Annotated in this window: 18 protein-coding genes; 7 read left to right on the top strand and 11 right to left on the bottom strand. The window is 71.2% G+C overall.

Going from position 1 to position 19,880, the window contains the following annotated elements; genetic code table 11:
* Entirely contained in the window at positions 1-1,500 is a 1,500-nt protein-coding gene (rmuC, locus tag AA0Z99_RS12400; protein ID WP_413317805.1) for a DNA recombination protein RmuC, read from the bottom strand.
* Between the two features lie 111 nt (positions 1,501-1,611).
* On the opposite strand from rmuC, the gene AA0Z99_RS12405 reads away from it, so the two are divergent.
* Positions 1,612-2,343 (top strand): MBL fold metallo-hydrolase, encoded by a 732-nt coding sequence (locus tag AA0Z99_RS12405; protein WP_413317807.1) that lies wholly within the window; start codon positions 1,612-1,614, stop codon positions 2,341-2,343.
* A gap of 45 nt (positions 2,344-2,388) precedes the next feature.
* Here AA0Z99_RS12405 and AA0Z99_RS12410 read toward each other — a convergent pair whose 3' ends face one another.
* The 4 genes from AA0Z99_RS12410 to AA0Z99_RS12425 all read right to left on the bottom strand — a co-directional run bounded on the left by AA0Z99_RS12410 (position 2,389) and on the right by AA0Z99_RS12425 (position 5,794).
* A complete protein-coding gene (locus AA0Z99_RS12410; protein ID WP_413317809.1) occupies positions 2,389-3,213 on the bottom strand; it encodes an SDR family oxidoreductase in 825 nt (274 codons plus the stop codon).
* Positions 3,214-3,300: 87 nt separating this feature from the next.
* A complete protein-coding gene (locus tag AA0Z99_RS12415) occupies positions 3,301-3,522 on the bottom strand; it encodes a DUF5302 domain-containing protein (RefSeq protein ID WP_413317811.1) in 222 nt (73 codons plus the stop codon).
* The gene (locus tag AA0Z99_RS12420) at positions 3,519-4,688 is read right to left on the bottom strand and encodes a DUF998 domain-containing protein (RefSeq protein ID WP_413317812.1); all 1,170 of its coding nucleotides are present in this window, start codon (positions 4,686-4,688) and stop codon (positions 3,519-3,521) included. Before AA0Z99_RS12420 ends, AA0Z99_RS12415 begins: the two co-directional genes overlap by 4 nt.
* Positions 4,685-5,794, bottom strand: coding sequence for a DUF998 domain-containing protein (locus tag AA0Z99_RS12425; RefSeq protein WP_413317814.1), 1,110 nt, complete (start codon positions 5,792-5,794; stop codon positions 4,685-4,687). The genes AA0Z99_RS12420 and AA0Z99_RS12425 overlap by 4 nt, the downstream gene beginning before the upstream one ends.
* Positions 5,795-5,899: 105 nt before the next feature.
* Here AA0Z99_RS12425 and AA0Z99_RS12430 point away from each other — a divergent pair, with 105 nt between their 5' ends.
* On the top strand, positions 5,900-7,114 hold the full coding sequence (locus AA0Z99_RS12430; protein ID WP_413317816.1) for a glutaminase: 1,215 nt from the start codon (positions 5,900-5,902) through the stop codon (positions 7,112-7,114).
* Positions 7,115-7,167: 53 nt separating this feature from the next.
* On the top strand, positions 7,168-8,376 hold the full coding sequence (gene glsA / locus AA0Z99_RS12435) for a glutaminase A (RefSeq protein WP_413317818.1): 1,209 nt from the start codon (positions 7,168-7,170) through the stop codon (positions 8,374-8,376).
* A gap of 4 nt (positions 8,377-8,380) precedes the next feature.
* Here glsA and AA0Z99_RS12440 read toward each other — a convergent pair whose 3' ends face one another.
* The 6 genes from AA0Z99_RS12440 to AA0Z99_RS12465 all read right to left on the bottom strand — a co-directional run bounded on the left by AA0Z99_RS12440 (position 8,381) and on the right by AA0Z99_RS12465 (position 14,192).
* Positions 8,381-9,046, bottom strand: a complete 666-nt coding sequence (locus AA0Z99_RS12440; protein WP_413317820.1) for a DUF998 domain-containing protein — start codon at positions 9,044-9,046, stop codon at positions 8,381-8,383.
* Between the two features lie 89 nt (positions 9,047-9,135).
* Positions 9,136-10,254 carry a class 1b ribonucleoside-diphosphate reductase subunit beta gene (gene nrdF / locus AA0Z99_RS12445; RefSeq protein ID WP_413317822.1) on the bottom strand — a complete coding sequence of 373 codons (1,119 nt, stop codon included), beginning with the start codon at positions 10,252-10,254 and terminating at the stop codon, positions 9,136-9,138.
* Positions 10,255-10,289: 35 nt separating this feature from the next.
* Entirely contained in the window at positions 10,290-12,440 is a 2,151-nt protein-coding gene (gene nrdE, locus AA0Z99_RS12450) for a class 1b ribonucleoside-diphosphate reductase subunit alpha (protein ID WP_413317824.1), read from the bottom strand.
* A complete protein-coding gene (gene nrdI, locus AA0Z99_RS12455) occupies positions 12,428-12,853 on the bottom strand; it encodes a class Ib ribonucleoside-diphosphate reductase assembly flavoprotein NrdI (protein ID WP_413317826.1) in 426 nt (141 codons plus the stop codon). Before nrdI ends, nrdE begins: the two co-directional genes overlap by 13 nt.
* Positions 12,854-12,857: 4 nt before the next feature.
* Complete coding sequence (nrdH, locus tag AA0Z99_RS12460; protein ID WP_072314629.1) at positions 12,858-13,085, bottom strand: glutaredoxin-like protein NrdH; 228 nt, start codon at positions 13,083-13,085, stop codon at positions 12,858-12,860.
* A gap of 405 nt (positions 13,086-13,490) precedes the next feature.
* Entirely contained in the window at positions 13,491-14,192 is a 702-nt protein-coding gene (locus AA0Z99_RS12465) for a DNA alkylation repair protein (RefSeq protein ID WP_413317828.1), read from the bottom strand.
* A gap of 132 nt (positions 14,193-14,324) precedes the next feature.
* Between AA0Z99_RS12465 and AA0Z99_RS12470 the strand changes: the two genes are divergently transcribed.
* The 4 genes from AA0Z99_RS12470 to AA0Z99_RS12485 all read left to right on the top strand — a co-directional run bounded on the left by AA0Z99_RS12470 (position 14,325) and on the right by AA0Z99_RS12485 (position 19,739).
* Positions 14,325-14,864 (top strand): type 1 glutamine amidotransferase domain-containing protein, encoded by a 540-nt coding sequence (locus tag AA0Z99_RS12470; RefSeq protein ID WP_413317830.1) that lies wholly within the window; start codon positions 14,325-14,327, stop codon positions 14,862-14,864.
* Between the two features lie 239 nt (positions 14,865-15,103).
* On the top strand, positions 15,104-16,561 hold the full coding sequence (locus AA0Z99_RS12475) for a dicarboxylate/amino acid:cation symporter (protein ID WP_413317832.1): 1,458 nt from the start codon (positions 15,104-15,106) through the stop codon (positions 16,559-16,561).
* 108 nt (positions 16,562-16,669) lie between these two features.
* On the top strand, positions 16,670-17,107 hold the full coding sequence (locus AA0Z99_RS12480; RefSeq protein ID WP_413317834.1) for an iron chaperone: 438 nt from the start codon (positions 16,670-16,672) through the stop codon (positions 17,105-17,107).
* A gap of 103 nt (positions 17,108-17,210) precedes the next feature.
* Positions 17,211-19,739: an ATP-dependent Clp protease ATP-binding subunit gene (locus tag AA0Z99_RS12485; RefSeq protein ID WP_413317836.1), complete on the top strand. Its 2,529-nt coding sequence runs from the start codon at positions 17,211-17,213 to the stop codon at positions 19,737-19,739.
* Positions 19,740-19,880 lie beyond the last annotated feature (141 nt).

Consider the following 19,880-nt stretch of genomic DNA (forward strand, 5'->3'; position numbering starts at 1 on the left):
TCACGCTATCGCCGAGTCGGCCGCTCCTGTGCTCAACCCGCGCGTCATCTCGCGGATCTCGCGGTCGGCGCGCGTGCCCTCGCTCGCTCCCTCGGTGTCCGACGCCCCCTCGATGTCCGACGCTCCCGCGGGATCCGCGCTGCGCTCGTGCAGGTCGGCCTTCTGGGCGGGCACCGCGAGCACCTCGAGCGGCGCGTTGCCCTCCAGCGAGGGCTCGAGCCCCTGCAGGCTCGAGAAGCGGCGGGCCTGCGTGACCACGTTGCGGTCGAGGGATGCGTTGAACGCGTTGTACGCCTCGACCGTCTTGTTCAGGCGGGTGCCGAGCGTGGTCAGGTGCGTGCCCATCGTCCCGAGGCGCTTGTGCAGCTCGCGACCCACCTCCAGCACCTGCATGGCCTCGCCGGCGAGCTGCTCCTGCCGCCACGTGTAGCCGACGGTGCGCAGCAGGGCGACGAGCGTGGCAGGGGTGGCGAGCACGACGTTGCGGTCGAAGGCGCGCTCGAAGAGCGAGGGGTCGCGCTCCAGCGCCGCGTTCAGGAAGGGCTCGGCCGGCACGAACATGACGACGAACTCCGGGCTGCCGGGCACCGCCTCCCAGTAGGCCTTCGAGCCGAGCTGGTCGATGTGGTCGCGCAGGTGCCTGGCATGGGCGTCGAGCCGCTTGTCCCGCGTCGCGTCGTCGCGCGCCTCCATCGCCTCGAGGTAGCCGCTGAAGGCGACCTTCGCGTCGACGACGATCTGCTTGTCGCCGGCCAGGTGCACGAGCATGTCGGGGCGCAGGGCGCCGTCGTCGGTGACGTGATGGGCTTGCTCCGTGAAGTCGACGTGCTCGAGCATGCCGGCTGCCTCGACCACCCGGCGCAGCTGCAGCTCGCCCCAGCGGCCGCGCACCTGCGGGGCCCGCAGGGCGTTGACGAGCTGGCGCGTCTCGAGCGTGAGCTGCTCGGAGGAGGAGCGCATCGCCTGCAGCTGCTCGGCGAGCGCGGCGTTCGCCTCGGCGCGCGCCCTCTCGGCGGCGGTCACCTCGCCGCGCACCGACTCGAGGGACCTCGACAGCGGCTCGACGAGCTGCTGGACGGCGGCCTCGCGCTTCGCGAGCTCTGCGGCGCCCTCGGTGGTGGAGCGACGCAGGCGCTCCTCGGCGCGCTCGAGGAAGAGGGCGGAGTTGCGCTCGAGCGCGGCGCTGGAGAGCTGCGCGAACTCGTCGGCACGGCGCTGGGCGTCGGCCTGCAGCGCGGCGATCGCCTCGCGACCGCGCTCGCGCTCGTCGGCGATGCGGCGCTGGGCCTCCTCGCGCACCTCCTCGAGGTGCGCGGCGTGCCGTCGCTCGGCGATGTCCCGCTCTCGGTCGCGCTCCTGCTCGAGCGCCTCGAGCCGGCTGCGCGTCGCCTCGAGCGCTCCGCCAGCGCGCGCGGCGCCGGCGCGCATGCCGAGCCCAGCGCCGAGCACGCCGGCCGCCACGACGGCCAGGAGGGCGACGGCGACGATCAGGGGATCCATGGCCCCATGCCATCAGAGGCCGCCCACATCGAGCCGCGGCACGCCGGGGCGGGCGACCGCGGTGCAGCGTGCCCAGCCCGCGTGACGCCCGTCGCGCGTAGGGTCGTCGGCATGGTCGACATCCAGCGGATCCTCGCGCCCAACCCTGGCCTCATGACCCTCGACGGCACGAACACCTACGTGCTCGGCGGCCAGGTGGTCGTCGATCCTGGGCCGGCCGATCCCGAGCACCTCGAACCGCTCGTGGCGCTGCGGCCGCGACTGATCCTCGTCACGCACGGGCACGCCGACCACAGCGAGGGGGCGGCCGAGCTCGCGCGCTCGACCGGCGCGGAGCTGCGCGCGCTCGAGACCGACCACTGCCTGCGCGGCGAGCCGCTCGTCGACGGCGAGTGGATCCCGGTCGACGACGTCGAGCTGCAGATCCTCGCGACACCCGGCCACACGGCCGACTCCGTCTCGATCGTGGTGCCCGGTCAGGCGGTCCTCACGGGCGACACGATCCTCGGCCGCGGCTCCACCGTGATCATGCACCCCGACGGCTCGGTCGGCGCGTTCCTCGCGACGCTCGACAAGCTCGAGGCGCTCGGCGACCTCGAGGTGCTGCCCGGCCACGGCGATCCGCGCCCCTCGATCGCCGAGGCGGCCCGCGAGTACCGCGCCCACCGCGAGCAGCGCCTCGCCGAGGTGCGCGACGCGCTCGCCGAGCTCGGCATGAGCGCCGAGGCGGCCGACGTCGACGCGGTCACCGACCGGGTCTACGCGGATGTCGACGACGAGATCCGCTTCGCCGCGCGCGCGTCGATGGCGGCGCAGCTCGAGTACCTCGCCGCGGCGGGCTGAGCGGGCTGGCTGCCGCCCCGCTGACCGGGCCGTGCGCCGACGCCGCTAGGCGGGGGCGTCGCCCGGCGCCTGCCCGCCCACGTCGGGCAGCGCGCTGAAGATGTCGTCGCCGCGCAGCAGCGCCTCGGCGCCGCCGTCGATGTAGACGGTCTGGCCGGTGACGTGCGTGTTCTCCTCGCTCACCAGCCATGCGAGCAGGCCCGCGATCGTCTCGGGCTTCGCGTGGTAGTTCAGCGGCATCGGCAGCTGCGCGTCGAGCATCTCGAGCGAGTCGCGCAGGAGCTCTGCCGTCATCGGGCTCTCGACGATGCCGGGCCCCACGGCGTTCACGGCGATGCCTGCACCGGCCCACTCGGGCGTCGGCGCGACCCTTCGCACCCAGCGGGAGATCGCCCGCTTCGACCCGCTGTAGTTCACGAAGCCGGCCTGCTCGCCCTGCGCTGCCGCCTGGCCGCCGATCTCGACCGCCGTCGCCTCGTCGCCCGCGAGCAGCGCGTCCACGAGCGCCGGCGACGTCGGCTGCAGCGACGAGAACGACGAGGTGATGCCCACCCGCGGCGCGGCCGACCGGGCGAGCGCGGGGCGCAGGGCCTCCAGGAACTCGGTCACGCCGAAGTAGTTGACCGACACGGTCTTCGCGATGGGCGCCGAGATGCCCGCGCACGCGACGACGACGTCGACCGATCCTCCTGCGGCTTCGAGCGCCGCTGCTGCCGCTGCCTGCCGGCCCTCAGGGTTCGAGAGGTCGCCGTCGACGTCGGTGCCCTGCAGGTCGACCCCGACGGTGCGGTATCCGCGCCCGTCGAGGAGGGCCTTCGTGGCCTGGCCGATGCCGGATGCGGCTCCGGTGATGATGGCGGTTCGCGTCATCGCGTGCTCCTTCGCTCGTCGGCGGCACCGCGGTGCCGCGCATCCACCGTGTCAGACGACGGCGAGCGGCGCGAGGGGCGCGAGCCGTCAGCCGCTCTTGCGGCGGTGCACGCGCTTCTGCACGGCGGGGCCCGTGTGCGCGCCCTGCACGCTCGTCTGGCCTGCCATGCCCTGGCCGTGGTGGCCGAGCTTCTTCTTCTCGAGCGCCTCTCGGAACTTGCGCCGCTGCGCCTCCTCGGGCGTCTCGCTGCCCTCAGGGGTGTCCGAAGGGGTCGTGACCTCTTCCGGCTCGGCATCGTGGGTCGTCATGCCTCCACCCTGCCGCCTCGCGTGCCCGATGTCGACTCCGACGCACCGTCTCCGGCAGATGCGGCCGCAGCGCTCGCGTCGCGGTCGGCGGTCGCGGCGTCGAGCGCGCGCACGAAGACGATCAGCCAGATGAAGATGATGCCGCAGGCCGCGAACTCGAAGCCGGTGAAGTTGTAGTAGCCGAAGGGCACCCACAGCACGAGCGCGACGAGGATGCCGGCGACCATCGCGATCGAGACGACGTGGACGACGGTCGGCAGCCGAGGCGCGAGGCGAGGCAGGCTGACGCACAGCACGAGGAAGACCACGACCATGCTGGCGGCGAAGCCGATGTGCAGCCACTGCGCGATGTCGACGCGCACGATGCCGGTGAGCACCATGCACGCGCCGATGAGCGCGAGCAGCCGGCCCACCCACTCGGCGCCGCCCCGCTCGCCCCGGCCGGTGATGCGATCGAGGTCGGCGCGCACGCAGCCGCCCATGGTGGCCACGAGCACGCCGGAGAGCACGAGCGTCATGTTGAAGGCGAAGCCCGAGATGCCGCCGTCGGCGCCCAGCTCGGAGAAGTGCACCTCCCACCACTCCTCGTTGGATGCCGTGAGCATCGAGAAGAGCACCCCCACGACCAGGAAGGTGGGCATGAGCACGCCGAGGGTGCGCGTCGAGATGTCGTCGCCCAGGGGGTGGGCGAGGTAGGCCGCCGCACCCGCGGCGATCGCGCAGGCCAGCGCGCCGCCGAACGCGTCGAGCTCCAGCCCCACGAAGCCCGCCTGGAAGACCTCGCCCGCGGAGTACGCGGCGAGGTAGCCGAGCCCGAAGGTGACGAGCGCGATCGCGAGCATCGCGCACGCGCGCGCCGTGCGCTGCAGGTGCTCGGTCAGCGTCGGCAAGCGGTGCGCGGAGCGCAGCTGGGCGAGCCCGAACGACGCGGCTGCGGCACCGCCCGTGGTGAAGGCGGCGACCCGGGAGACCGAGTCGTCGCCGGCGAGGGGGTGCGTGTCGCCCCGGAGGACCAGGAGCGCGATCACGAGGGCGATGCCACCGGCTGCGCCGGCGGTCAGCACGGCGCGCAGCTCGAGCCGTGCGCGGGCCCTGCTGCGGTCGCCGCCCGCGGGATGCGCGATGCCGCGCACCGCATCGCGGAGCCGGGAGACGAGGTCGGTCATGCCCCTGATCGAACCACGTCCGCGCCTGGCAGCAGCGATCGCTGCGCCGAGGGGCGGGATGCCTCCGGTGCGCCGGCGGCCACGGTGCGCACGAGCGCGGTCATCCACACGAACAGGATGCCGACCGCGACCGCCTCGAGCCCGGCGGCGCTGTACACCGCCAGCGGTCGCCACAGCAGCAGCGCCACCACGATCGCCACTGCGGCGGCGACGGTGGTGAGGAGCATCGCGCGCGGCGGCCCCGGCATCACGAGCGTCACGACCGCGGCGGTGACGCCGAACAGCGCGAGCGTGCCGAACGCGGCGATGGTGTGCGCGAGCCGCGCGTCGGTGACGGGCAGCAGCCCCACCGCGGCGAGGCAGGCGCCCGTGAGCGCGAAGAGCAGCACGACGGCGCCGATGCGGCCCAGCGCGGCGTCGCCGAGCCAGCGGTGCAGGTCGCGGCCGATGAAGGAGCCGATCGTGGCGACCAGCAGGCCGGCGACGATGACGGTGCCGTTGAAGGCCCAGGCGCCATCGCCGGTGCCGAGCGCGGAGAAGTGGCGCTCCCACCAGCGCGGATCGGCGGCCGTGATCATCGCGAGCACCGTCCCGATGGTGAGGTAGCCGAACAGCAGCGCTGCGAGGTCGCGCGTGCGCAGCTCGATGCCCGCCTGGAACGCCAGCCAGCCCGCCGCGGCGCTCGCGATGCCGATGAGCAGCGCACCGCCGAGCGCCGGCGCCTCCAGTCCCTGCAGGCCCAGCGCCAGGATCTCGCCGCCCGTGAGCACGCCGATGGCGCTCACCGCGGCGAGGGCGAGCGTGAGCGCGGCCGTCGAGGCGTGCGAGACCGCGCGCTGCCAGGAGGGCATCGGCGCGGTCTCGTGCCGGCGGTGCAGCAGCGTGCTGAGCACGAACGAGGCGGCGGCGACGATCGCGGCGATGCCGGCGGCCGGATGCGCGACGGTCGGGTCGCCGAGGTCGCCGGCGATGGGGCGAGGCTCCCCGGCGAGGGCGAGCAGGCCGAAGGCGAGGCCGACGCCGAACGCGCCCCAGGCGGCGGCGATCGCCCGCGACTCGCGGCGGGCTGCCTCGGGGCGCGACGCGCCCGGCTCGGGTGACTGCACGCATCCGATGCAACCACGTCGGGCTGACGCAGCGCCCGCGCCGTGCACAGGTGCGCGCGACCGCCGAGGGCGCGCGGCGCGCGCGGCGGTCGGTAGCCTCGCAGCATGCGCTCACCGGTGACGGACTACCTGGGGGCCGTGCTGCGCTCCTGCATGGATGACGGCGACGAGGGCGAGGTCGCGACCTACATCCCGGAGCTCGCGGCCGTCGACCCCGATCGCTTCGCCGTCGCCCTCTGCACGGTCGACGGCACGCTCTACGCCGCGGGCGACGCCGAGCACCGCTTCACCATCCAGTCGATGTCGAAGCCCTTCGCCTACGCGCTGGCGCTCGCGGATCGCGGCCTCGAGGCCGTGCTCGCGCACGTGGGCGTCGAGCCCTCCGGCGATGCGTTCAACGAGATCTCCCTCGAGGACAACGGCCGGCCGCGGAACCCGATGATCAACATCGGCGCGATCACCACCCACGCGCTGACCGGGCCTCCGGATGCGACGGCCGCGGAGAGCACGGCGCGGGTGATCGAGGGGCTCTCGGCCTTCGCCGGCCGATCGCTGGAGGTGGACGAGGAGGTCTTCGCCTCGGAGCGCGCCACCTCGGACCGCAACATGGCGCTCGCGTACCTCGTGCGGGCGCGCGGAAAGCTGGAGGATGCGCCGGGCGATGCCGTCGACGGCTACACGCGGCAGTGCTCGCTCGTGGTGGACGTGCGCGACCTGGCGGTGATGGCGATGACCCTGGCCGCCGGCGGCCGCAACCCCGTCACCGGTGCGCAGGTCGTGCCGGCGTGGGTGTGCCGGCAGGTGCTGAGCGTGATGGCGACCTGCGGCATGTACGACGCGGCCGGCGACTGGATGAGCCACGTCGGCATGCCCGCGAAGAGCGGCGTCTCCGGCGGCGTGCTCGCCTCGCTGCCCGGGCAGGTCGGCATCGGCACGTTCTCGCCGCGGCTCGACCGCTTCGGCAACAGCGTGCGGGGAGTGCGCGCCTGCGAGCGCCTCTCGAGCGACATGGGGCTGCACCTGATGCAGACGCCGGAGGTCGCCTCGCACGTGCTCCACGGCGTGGTCGACCCCGACGACGACGGGGATCGGGTGCGCGAGGTCAGGCTGCAGGGCGTCATGCACTTCGCGGCGGCGGAGGTGGCGCTCCGCGAGCTGGAGCGGATCCCCGAGGGTGACGAGCCGATCGTGCTGGACCTCTCGCGCGTCAGCGGTGCGAACGCCGTGGGCAGGCTGATGCTGCGCGAGGGCGTGCGGCGGTTGGAGCGAGACGGGCACGCGGTGCGCGTCGACGACCCTGACGGCGTGCTCGACGACTGAGCCGGCGGTGGGCCGCGGTGCCGACCACCAGCGCGCCTCGCTAGCCTCGCAGCATGCGCAACCCGATCCCCGACCTGCTGGACGAGCTGCGCGAGCGATGCGCCGACGACGACGGCGGCGAGGTGCTGCGCACCATCCCCGAGCTCGCTGAGGCCGACACGGATCGCTTCGGCATCGGGCTGTGCACCATCGACGGGACCGTCTACGCCACGGGCGACGCCGAGCACCGCTTCTCGATCCAGTCGATCTCGAAGCCCTTCGCCTATGCGCTGGCGCTCGCGGATCGCGGCCTCGAGACCGTGCTGGAGCATGTCGGCGTCGAGCCCTCCGGCGACTCCTTCAACGAGATCTCCCTCGAGCGGAGCGGCCGGCCGCGCAACCCGATGATCAACATCGGCGCCATCACGACGCATGCCCTCGTCGGGGACGAGGGCATCGGTCGCGAGCGGCGCGACCAGCGGGTGCAGCAGGGGCTCTCGGCCTTCGCGGGGCGCGACCTCGAGGTCGACGAGTCGGTATTCGCCTCCGAGCAGTCGGAGGCGAGCAGGAACCTCGCCCTCGCCTACCTCGTGCACGCGCGCGACAAGCTCGACGGCGAGCCGCACGACGCGGTCGAGGGCTACATCCGCCAGTGCGCGCTGCTGGTCGACGTGCGCGACCTCGCGGTCATGGCGATGACGCTCGCGGCCGGTGGGCGCAACCCGGTCACCGGTGAGCAGGTCGTGCCGGCCTGGGTGAGCACGCAGGTGCTGAGCGTCATGGCGACGTGCGGCATGTACGACGCCTCCGGCCAGTGGATGAGCACGGTCGGGATCCCGGCGAAGAGCGGCGTCTCGGGCGGGGTGCTCGGCGCGCTGCCCGGTCAGGCGGGCATCGGCGCGTTCTCGCCCCGGCTCGACGAGATCGGCAACAGCGTGCGCGGCGTGCGCGCCTTCGAGGCGCTGTCGGCAGACCTCGGGCTGCACCTCATGCACGCGCCGGAGGTCGCCTCCCACGTGCTCTACGGCGTGATCGAGCCGGATGCCGACGGCGACGGCCTGCGCGAGGTGCAGCTGCAGGGCACGATGCACTTCGCCGCCGTCGAGGTGGCGCTGCGCGAGCTCGGGGAGGTGCCGGACGGCGAGTCGTTCGTGCTCGACCTCTCGCGCGTCGCCTCCGCGACGGCCGTGGGGCGCAGGCTCTTGCGCGAGGCGGTCGAGCGGATGCGCGAGGGCGGCCGCGAGGTGCGCATCCGCGATCCGCACGGCATCCTCGACGACTGACCGCTCAGCCGGGAGATCGGTCGCGCGCGCGGAGCACGAGCGTCGCGACCCCGAGCACGACGAAGGCGATCGTGGTGGGCCAGACCGCCAGCCGCTCGGTCGCGCCGATCGTCGCGACGTCGTGCTGGAGGAACAGCACGATCCCGAGCCAGTCGGCCGCGGCCAGGGCGCCGATCACGGCGCCGACGAGCCGCCGTCCGGCGAGCAGGAGCGCGATGGAGGTCGCCGTGACGAGCAGCGCCCCGCCGCCGATCGCCAGCAGCGCCCCGAGGCCGTGCATGGCGCTGCGCACGGGGTCGCCGCCGAGCTCCTCGGCGATCGAGCCGGGGAAGAGGCCGACGATGACGATGCCCAGCGCGAACACGTGACCGAGGATCCCGACGACCCACCGCCATCCGCGAGCCAGCTCGCGCGCCAGCAGCCAGGTCGCGCCGAGGAGCAGGACGCCCTGGAGCACGAAGCCGGTGTTCATGACCGCGTGCGCCGGCGAGCAGACGACGCGCTCCGGGAGCACCTCGCACTCGGGGACGCCGAGGTCGGAGATGTAGTTGGCGACGAAGCTGTAGGGCACGCGGGACCAGGCGGCGGCGGCGACGAGCTCGGCGACGAAGTACTGCGCCGTCAGGAGCAGCATGATGCCGCCGGCGAGGCGTCGGGCTCTGGTGCGCATGCACCCATCGTCTCGCAGCCGCACGCCTCACCGATCGCAGCGCAGCGGCCCCGCACCGTGATGGTGCGGGGCCGCTGCGAGCATCCGGACTAGAAGTCCCAGTCGTCGTCCTCGGTCGCCTCGGCCTTGCCGATGACGTAGGAGGAGCCCGAGCCCGAGAAGAAGTCGTGGTTCTCGTCGGCGTTCGGCGACAGGGCCGAGAGGATCGCCGGCGACACGTCGGTCACGGTCTGGGGGAACAGCGGCTCGAAGCCGAGGTTCATGAGCGCCTTGTTGGCGTTGTAGTGGAGGAACTTCTTGACGTCCTCCGTGAGCCCGACGCTGTCGTAGAGGTCGGCCGTGTACTTCGACTCGTTCTCGTAGAGCTCGTAGAGCAGCGAGTACGTGTAGTCCTTGATCTCGGCCTGGCGGTCGGCGGGCAGCTGCTCGAACGCCTTCTGGAACTTGTAGCCGATGTAGTAGCCGTGCACGGCCTCGTCGCGGATGATGAGGCGGATGAGGTCTGCCGTGTTCGTCAGCTTCGCGCGGCTCGACCAGTGCATCGGCAGGTAGAAGCCCGAGTAGAACAGGAACGACTCGAGCAGCGTCGAGGCGATCTTGCGCTTCAGCGGGTCGTCGCCCTCGTAGTAGTCGATGATGATCTCGGCCTTGCGCTGCAGGTAGGGGTTCTCCTGCGACCAGCGGAAGGCCTCGTCGATCTCCTTCGTCGACGCGAGCGTCGAGAAGATCGAGGAGTACGACTTGGCGTGCACCGACTCCATGAACGCGATGTTCGTGTAGACGGCCTCCTCGTGCGGCGTGATCGCGTCGGGGATGAGCGACACGGCGCCGACGGTGCCCTGGATGGTGTCGAGCAGCGTCAGGCCCGTGAAGACGCGCATCGTGAGGAGCTTCTCGTCCTCCGTCAGCGTGCCCCACGACTGCACGTCGTTCGACAGCGGCACCTTCTCGGGGAGCCAGAAGTTGTTCACCAGCCGGTTCCACACCTCGAGGTCCTTGTCGTCCTCGATGCGGTTCCAGTTGATCGCCTGCACCAGGTGGTTGTGGCGGTGCTGCTGCTTCTGGGCCGCCGTCTGCTCGGCGCCCTCTGCGTGCGCCTCAGCGGTCTCGGCGCGCTCGGCCTCGATGGTCTCGCGCGCCTGCTCGGCGTCGACGGGCGCCTCGGCGATCTCGTCGAACGCGCTCGCGGCGGTGTCCTGGGTGTCCATGTCCCTATCCTTCATCGTCTCGTCGTCGGCTGCCGCTAGAGCATGCAGCTGACGCAGCCATCGACCTCGGTGCCCTCGAGCGCCAGCTGGCGCAGTCGCACGTAGTAGATGGTCTTGATGCCCTTGCGCCATGCGTAGATCTGGGCCTTGTTGATGTCGCGCGTCGTCGCGGTGTCCTTGAAGAACAGCGTGAGCGAGAGGCCCTGGTCGACGTGCTGCGTCGCCGCGGCGTAGGTGTCGATGATCTTCTCGGGGCCGATCTCGTACGCGTCCTGGAAGTACTCCAGGTTGTCGTTCGTCATGAACGGCGCCGGGTAGTAGACGCGGCCGAGCTTGCCCTCCTTGCGGATCTCGATCTTCGACGCGATCGGGTGGATCGACGACGTCGAGTTGTTGATGTACGAGATCGAGCCGGTGGGGGGCACCGCCTGCAGGTTCTGGTTGTAGATGCCGTGCTGCTGCACGAGCGCCTGCAGCTCGCGCCAGTCGTCCTGCGTGGGGATCGCGACCTCAGCCGTGTCGAACAGCTCCTGCACGCGCGCCGTCGCCGGCTTCCACGCCTGCTGCGTGTACTTCTCGAAGAACTCGCCGGAGGCGTAGGTCGAGCGCTCGAAGCCGTCGAAGGTGCGACCCGTCTCCTGCGCGATGAGGTTCGATGCGCGGAGCGCGTGGAACAGCACCGTGTAGAAGTAGATGTTCGTGAAGTCGATGCCCTCGTCGGAGCCGTAGTGGATGCGCTCGCGACCGAGGTAGCCGTGCAGGTTCATCTGGCCGAGGCCGATGGCGTGGCTCATGTCGTTGCCGCGGGCGATCGAGGGCACCGAGCCGATGTTCGACTGGTCGGAGACCGCGGTGAGGGCGCGGATCGCCGTCTCGACCGTGCGGCCGAAGTCGGGCGAGTCCATCGACAGCGCGATGTTCATCGAGCCGAGGTTGCAGGAGATGTCCTTGCCGATCGACTCGTAGTCGAGGTCGTCGTCGTAGGTCGAGGGCGTGTTCACCTGCAGGATCTCGCTGCAGAGGTTCGACATGTTGATGCGGCCGTCGATCGGGTTCGCCCGGTTCACGGTGTCCTCGAACATGACGTAGGGGTAGCCCGACTCGAACTGGATCTCCGCCAGCGTCTGGAAGAACTCGCGAGCGTTGATCTTCGTCTTCGTGATGCGCGAGTCGTCCACCATCTCGTGGTACTTCTCGGTCACCGAGATGTCGCTGAAGGGCACGCCGTAGACGCGCTCGACGTCGTAGGGCGAGAAGAGGTACATGTCCTCGCCCTTCTTCGCCAGCTCGAAGGTGATGTCGGGCACGACGACGCCGAGGGAGAGCGTCTTGATGCGGATCTTCTCGTCGGCGTTCTCGCGCTTCGTGTCGAGGAACCGCATGATGTCGGGGTGGTGCGCCTGCAGGTACACCGCGCCCGCACCCTGTCGGGCGCCCAGCTGGTTCGCGTAGGAGAAGCTGTCTTCGAACAGCTTCATCACGGGGATGACGCCGGAGGACTGGTTCTGGATCTGCTTGATGGGTGCGCCGTACTCACGGATGTTCGTGAGGTTGAAGGCGACGCCGCCGCCGCGCTTCGAGAGCTGCAGGGCCGAGTTGATCGAGCGGCCGATCGACTCCATGTTGTCCTCGATGCGGAGGAGGAAGCAGGAGACGAGCTCGCCGCGCTGCTTCTTGCCCGCGTTGAGGAACGTGGGGGTGGCCGGCTGGAAGCGGCCGTTGACGACCTCGTCGACGATCTGCTCGGCGAGGGTCTCGTCGCCGGCGGCGAGCGCGAGCGCGACGTTGACGACGCGATCCTCGTAGCGCTCGAGGTAGCGCTTCCCGTCGAAGGTCTTCAGCGTGTACGAGGTGTAGTACTTGAACGCGCCGAGGAACGTCGGGAAGCGGAACTTGTAGCCGTAGGCGCGCTTCATGAGCGCCTTGATGAAGTCGAAGGAGTACTGGTCGAGCACCTCCTGCTCGTAGTACTCGTTCTCCACCAGGTAGTCGAGCTTCTCCTTGAGGGAGTGGAAGAAGACCGTGTTCTGGTTGACGTGCTGCAGGAAGTACTGGTTCGCCGCCTCACGATCCTTCTCGAACTGGATCTTGCCGTCCGATCCATAGAGGTTGAGCATCGCGTTGAGCGAGTGGTAGTCCATCGCCGACGTCTTCCCCGTCGTCATCTCGGGCGTCACGGTCGCCATAGTGCATCCAATCCTTCGTTGACGACGCGCACGTCGTCAGGAGTTCCGAACAGTTCGAAGCGGTAGAGGTGCGGCACGTCGCACTTGCGGGCGATGATGTCGCCCGCGAGCCCGTAGCCCGCACCGAAGTTGGTGTTGCCGGCGGAGATCACGCCGCGCAGGTGCTTGCGGTTCTCCTCGTCGTTGAGGAACCGGATGACCTGCTTGGGCACCGCGCCCTTGCCGTCGCCGCCGCCGTAGGTCGGCACGATGAGCACGAAGGGCTCGCGCTGCTCGAGGGGCGGCTCCGAGGCGTAGAGGGGGATGCGCGCGGCCGGCCGGCCGAGCTTCTCGACGAAGCGGGCGGTGTTGCCCGAGACGCTGGAGAAGAAGACCAGGTCGACCACGGCGGCATCCAGCACGGCCGAGGTCACGGGGTCAGGCCGCGACGATGGCCTTGATGCGGTCGGGCTGGAAGCCCGACCAGTGCGCCTCGTCGGCGATCACGACGGGGGCCTGCATGTAGCCCAGATCCTTGACGGTCTGGAGCGCCTTGTCGTCGGCGGTGACGTCGAAGATCTCGTACTCGATGCCCTGCGCGTCGAGCGCTCGGGTGGTCATCGTGCACTGCACGCACGCGGGCTTGGAGTAGACGGTGACAGTCATGTCGGCCTTCCTTCGTGGAGGTGGATCGTGAGGGGAGCTGGTGCGGCGCTGGCCGGGCTCCCACTATATGTGGGGTCTGACGCGGAGCGACGACACAACATGGTGTGTTTCTCCACACCTGTTTCAACAGTTCTCCCCAGCTGGTGATTCCCGCCGCGGAACGACGCGGAAGTTGCTGTGGAGAGCCGCCGCTGACACCTGTGCACTCGGCGGCAACAGTTTCTGCGACACGCCGGACACGAGTTACAGCGGTGTGGTTCGCGTGCATCCGGCCCCCTCGGTCGTGCTCGACGCTACGCCCGGCCACCCACGCGCGATCGAGGGGCGAGGAGCGCCCCTCGGGCACCCGGTTCGGTCACCGCATGCCACTCGGTCCGGTCACGGCACGAGGGTGGTGCCGGGGGGTCAGCGGTCGCGCAGGCCCCGGAGGCGCTCGCGCTCGCCGGGTTCGAGGCGCTCCGTCGCGGCGCGCAGCGCGATCGCCGTCATGCGCGCGCCGTGCTGCTCGAGCGTCGACACGAGCAGCCCGCGGTCGGCCTTGCCGACCTCGCGCAGCAGGGCGCCGATCGTGCGCTGCAGCTGCTCGGCGGGGGAGGCGAGCATGCCGAGGGCGAGCCGCACGGCATCCGTCGTCCGCCCTCGGCGCACGAGTGTCAGCGCGCCCAGCAGGGCGCTGCGCTGCCGCAGGGGGTCGGCGGATCCCGCGAGGGCGTCGAGCGTGCTCGTGCCGTCCGCGAGGGCGAGCCGGCCGAGCACGAAGGGCGCCGCGAGGTCGACGAGATCCCAGGAGACGACGCGGTCGTGCTCGGCGACGTAGAGCGCTGCCGCCTCGCGGAGCCACGCGGAGTCGGCGGCCTCGCGCTTGGCGCGTCGGCCGAGCACGCTGAGGGCGAGCACGCGGGCCTCGTGCTCGCGCCGGTGCAGGAGCGAGCGCAGCGCGTTGAGCTGCAGGTCGAGGTGCTCGTCGGCGAGCGCGAACACGCTGCCCATCCTGACCCCGAGGATCACCGTCTCGGTGCGGTCGACGAGGGCGCGCTCGAGGGCGGCGCGCTGCTCCTCGGTGGCGAGCGCGCGGAGGCGATCGACGAGCGGCGCGGGGTCGTGCATGGGGCCAGGATGCCACCCGATGCGCTGGCGCGACAGGCATGGCGCTTCGGTGCGCTGCGCTGAGGGGAATGGTGAGCCGACGCTCAGCGGAGGAGCGTACGGTGCAGATGTACCCCAACCGAGGAGGAAGCAATGGCTGACATCACCGGCAAGAAGGTCGCGTTCGTGCTCACGGACGGCTTCGAGGATTCCGAGCTGACGAGCCCCTGGGAGGCTGTGCAGGGCGCGGGCGCGCAGCCGACGCTCGTGGCACCGAAGGCGGGTTCGGTCGAGGGCAAGAACGGCCACTCGCAGACCGTCGATGCGACGGTCGCGGACGTCGACGCCTCCGGGTTCGACGCGCTCGTGCTGCCCGGCGGCGTCGTCAACGCCGACCACCTGCGCATGGACGAGGGCGCGGTGGCCCTCGTCAAGGGCTTCGTCGACGCGGGCAAGCCGATCGGCGTCATCTGCCACGGCGCCTGGATCCTCATCGAGGCCGGCGGCGTCGACGGTCGCACGATCACGAGCTACCCGAGCCTGCGGACCGACCTGCAGAACGCCGGCGCCACCTGGGTCGACCAGGAGGTCGCGACCGACAAGGGGCTGGTCTCGAGCCGCACGCCCGACGACCTGCCCGCCTTCAACGCGAAGGTGCTCGAGGAGATCGCGGAGGGCACGCACGCCCGCTGATCGCACGTCGCGCTGACGGCCGCCTCGCACCCCGGGGGCGGCCGTCGCCGTGCGAGGGGGAGTGGTGCGCTCGTGAGTGAGCGGGTCAGGCGGGGCTGAGCGCGAGCCGGGCAGATGACGCAGCGTGACGCGGCCGTGCTGCCCCGAGATGCAAGGGCACGTGATGGGGGGTATAACTGGAAGCGCACTGCGGGCGACCAGCCCGCGCGTCCCTCCCACCGCATCCATGAAGGAGCACCGTGTCCGCGACCACCACCCCGCCGCCCTCTCGCGCCCGGAGGATCCTCGGCTCGTTCGGGTTCCAGATCACGCTGGCGCTCGTGCTGGGCGTGCTGCTCGGCCTCGTCGCCCGGCAGCTCGGGCCCGACGCCGAGGGCGGCGACAACGGCCTCGCCGCGACGCTCGCCGCGATCGGCTCCAGCTACGTCGCGCTGCTGAAGACCGCCGTCGTGCCCCTGATCCTGACCGCGATCATCGCCTCGATCGCCCAGCTGCGGAAGGTGCAGAACGCGGCCCGGCTCGCCGGCCAGACGCTGCTCTGGTTCGCGATCACCGCGGCGATCGCCGTCACGATCGGCATCGCGCTGGGCACCGTGCTGCAGCCGGGTTCGCGCGTCGACACCGGCGAGCTGCAGACCGAGGCGCCCGGCCGCGTCGGCAGCTGGTGGGACTTCCTCATCGGCCTCGTGCCGCAGAACTTCCTGGGCCTCACCGTCTCGACCCGCGGATCCGACACCGGTGACCTGACCTCGAGCGTCGGCTTCAACGTGCTGCAGGTCATCGTCGTGGCGGCCGTCGTCGGCATCGCCGCGCTCAAGCTGGGCGCGAAGGCGCAGCCGTTCCTCGACTTCACGGAGTCGGCGCTCGCGGTGATCCAGAAGGTGCTGTGGTGGATCATCCGCATCGCGCCCATCGGCACCGTCGGCCTCCTCGGCAACGCGGTCGTGCAGTACGGCTGGGAGAAGCTCGGCACCCTCGCCTGGTTCGTGGGCGCCGTCTACCTGGGCCTCGCGATCGTGCTGCTCGTCGTCTACCCGGCGCTGGCGAAGGCGCACGGCCTGTCGGCGCGCAAGTTCTTCTCGGGCGTGTGGCCGGCGGTGCAGCTCGGCTTCGTGAGCCGGTCGTCGATGGGCACGCTGCCGCTCACGCAGCGCGTCGCCGAGCGCAACCTGGGCGTGCCGCGCGAGTACGCGTCGTTCGCGGTGCCCTTCGGCTCGACGACCAAGATGGATGGGTGCGCCGCGATCTACCCGGCGATCGCCGCGATCTTCGTCGCGCAGTTCTTCGGCATCGAGCTCTCGATCATCCAGTACGTGCTGATCGCCTTCGTCTCGATCGTCGGATCGGCCGCGACCGCGGGCACCACCGGCGCCACCGTGATGCTGACGCTCACGCTGTCGACCCTCGGCCTGCCGCTCGAGGGCGTCGGCCTGCTGCTCGCGGTCGACCCGATCGTCGACATGGGCCGCACGGCGCTCAACGTCGCGGGGCAGGCGCTCGTGCCGACCATCGTGGCGAAGCGCGAAGGCATCCTCGACCTCGAGCTCTACAACGGCGACCGCGGCGACGGTCCGTTCGTCGACGACGCCGAGGAGCCGGCGGAGGCATCCGCGCCGCGCGGCGACGCGGCGGCGGATGGGTCGTCGACGCCGGGCGAGGAGCCCGGGCCGCGGAGGCACGCGGTCCCCACCGCCTGACGCGCGCCTGTGGATGGGGCAGCGCGATCGGCCCCGGGCGGGGCATGATCGGTGCACGCGACCGGTGCGCGCGACCGCGCCACCGCATCCGACCGAAGGCATACCACCATGGCTGAGGACGACGGCACGCTCTCCGACCTCGAGCGGAAGGCGCTCAAGGAGCGCACCGCCGAGCTGCGCAAGCAGTCGGGCCGCAAGGGCGGCACCAAGAAGGAGAAGGACCTGAAGGACGTGCTCGACACGATCGAGGGCCTGCCGGAGCCCGACAGGGCGATCGCGCAGATGATCCACGAGGCGGTCACCGAGGTCGCCCCCGAGCTCGACCCGAAGACCTGGTACGGCTTCCCCGCCTATGCCAGGGACGGCAAGGTGGTCGTGTTCTACCAGCAGGCCTCGAAGTTCGACGCTCGCTACGGCACCCTCGGGTTCCAGGACGACGCGAAGCTCGACGACGGCGCGATGTGGCCGGCGTCGTTCGCGATCGTCGAGGTGACGGATGCGGTGCGCACGCGCGTCAAGGAGCTCATCGGGAAGGCGGTCGGCTGAGGCCATCGGCGCGCGCCGCGCTCGCCCTCGGCGAACGGGAATGCACGGCGCCCTCCGATGTTCTAACTTGAGTCTCATACGCTCAAGTTCTCGGAGGACGCACATGGCAGCCATCTACGGGCCCGTCGGCGAGGGATCGTTCGACGACTTCATCGCTCGGATCCTGCAGGGGCAGCGCCTGCCCGCGCAGCGCTCGATCGACCTCACGCGCCTGGTGTCGCGCCGCATGAGTTCGGTCATCGCCACGGCCGTGGAGTACGCCCGCGAGCACCGGCACGCCGAGGTCGACGCGCTGCACCTGCTGCACGCCCTGCTCGAGCTGCCGCAGGTCTCGGCGGCCGTCACGGGCGCCGGCGCCGATCTCGAGGGGCTGCGATCCACGATCGAGGAGCGGATGCCGGCCGACGGCGAGCGCGAGGCGCAGGGGCCGCCCGCGCTCACCGCATCCGCCCAGCGGGCCCTGCGCGACGCCTACCAGATCGCTCGTGCCAACGGCTCGAGCTACATCGACCCGGAGCACCTGTTCTTCGCCTTCCTGGTCGCCGGCGACAGCGCGGTCGGCGCACTGCTGCAGGAGGCGGGCATCACGCAGGAGTCGCTGCAGCGCGGCGCCGCGGAGGCGCAGCGCCAGGCGATCGAGGCGCAGCAGGGGCGCCAGCCCTCGAAGGCCGTCGACCCCAGCTCGACGACGCCGACGCTCGACGAGTTCGGGATCGATCTCACGCAGCGCGCCCGCGACGGCAGGCTCGACCCGGTCATCGGCCGTGCCGACGAGATCGAGCAGACGATCGAGATCCTCTCGCGCCGCTCGAAGAACAACCCCGTGCTGATCGGCGAGGCCGGCGTCGGCAAGACCGCGATCGTCGAGGGGCTCGCGCGCGCCATCGTCGAGGGCGGCGTGCCGAAGTCGCTCACCGGCAAGCGCGTCGTCGCGCTCGACCTCACCGCGATGGTCGCGGGGACGCGCTACCGCGGCGACTTCGAGGAGCGCATCACGAAGGCGATGGAGGAGATCACGGCGCACAAGGAGCAGCTGATCGTCTTCATCGACGAGCTGCACACCATCCTCGGCGCCGGTGGCGGCGGCGAGGGCGGGATGGATGCCGCGAACATCCTGAAGCCTCGCCTCGCTCGCGGCGACCTGCACATGATCGGCGCGACGACGCTGGCCGAGTTCCGCCGCATCGAGAAGGACGCCGCGCTCACGCGCCGCTTCCAGCCCGTGCTCGTCGCCGAGCCCTCCGTCGAGGACGCCGTGCGCATCCTCGCCGGCCTGAAGGACGCCTACGAGGAGCACCACCGCGTCACCTACACCGACGCGGCGATCCGCGCCGCGGTGGAGCTCTCGCACCGCTACATCAGCGACCGCTTCCTGCCCGACAAGGCGATCGACCTCATCGACCAGGCAGGCGCCAGGATGCGCCTGCGCCTCGGTGCGAAGGTCGACGTGGAGGCGCTGAGCGCCGAGCGCGCGCACCTCGAGGAGGAGAAGCGGCAGGCGGTCGCCGCCGAGGAGTTCGAGGAGGCGACGAGGCTGCGCGACCGGATCGCCGCGATCGAGGCCGCCGTGCAGTCGGGCTCCGGCGAGGACGGCGAGATCGACGAGGAGCAGATCGCCGAGGTCGTCTCGCGCGCCACCGGCATCCCCGCCGCGCGGCTCACCGAGGGCGACCGCGAGCGGCTCGCCGTGCTCGAGCAGGAGCTGCACGAGCGCGTCGTCGGCCAGGACGACGCGGTCGCCGCTGTCGCGAAGGCGGTGCGGCGCTCGCGATCCGGTCTCGGGGACGCAGGGCGGCCCATCGGCTCGTTCCTGTTCCTGGGGCCCACGGGCGTCGGCAAGACCGAGCTGGCGAAGGCGCTCGCGGGCAGCCTCTTCGGCTCGGAGGGCGCGCTCGTGCGCTTCGACATGTCGGAGTTCGGCGAGCGGCACACGGTCGCGCGGCTCATCGGTGCCCCTCCCGGCTACGTCGGCTACGACGAGGCCGGGCAGCTGACGGAGCGCATCCGCCGCCAGCCCTACTCCGTGGTGCTGCTCGACGAGATCGAGAAGGCGCATCCCGATGTGTTCAACCTGCTGCTGCAGGTGCTCGAGGACGGCCGGCTCACGGACGGCCAGGGCCGCACCGTCGACTTCCGCAACACCGTGGTGATCATGACCTCGAACCTCGGCGGCGAGTTCCTGGCGTCGAAGTCGGGGCCGATCGGGTTCCAGGCGGGCGACGGCGCGGGCTCCGCCGACGAGCTGCGGGCGAAGGTGATGGGCAAGCTGCGCGAGCAGATGCGGCCGGAGCTCATCAACCGCATCGACGAGATTGTGCTCTTCCAGAAGCTCGAGCCTGCGCAGCTGCGCCAGATCGTGTCGCTGCTGCTCGAGCGCGTGGGCGAGCGGCTGCGCGCCCAGGGCATCGAGCTCGAGGTGACGGATGCCGCGCTCGCGTGGCTCGCCGAGCACGGGTACGAGCCCGAGTTCGGTGCGAGGCCGCTGCGCCGGCTCATCCAGCGCGAGGTCGAGGATCGGATCGCCGACCTGGTGATCGGCGGGCTGAGCGCCGGCACGGTGCGCATCGACGCCGAGGGGGAGCAGCTGACGGTCGCGACGGCGGTGGTCGAGGAGACGACCCCAGCGGGCTGACCGCACGCGGGGTGCGTGCCGAAGGGGCAGCGCACCGCCTGCTTCCTTGAGCGAATCTTTAGTGAGCCTTGCTCACCAGAACATTGCTGCCTTCGCGTTTTTGCGCTTAGTCTGCTGATGCTCCCCTGTCGACCTCGGTGG

Origin of the sequence: Agrococcus phoenicis (assembly GCF_047302415.1) — a bacterium.
GTDB lineage: Bacteria > Actinomycetota > Actinomycetes > Actinomycetales > Microbacteriaceae > Agrococcus.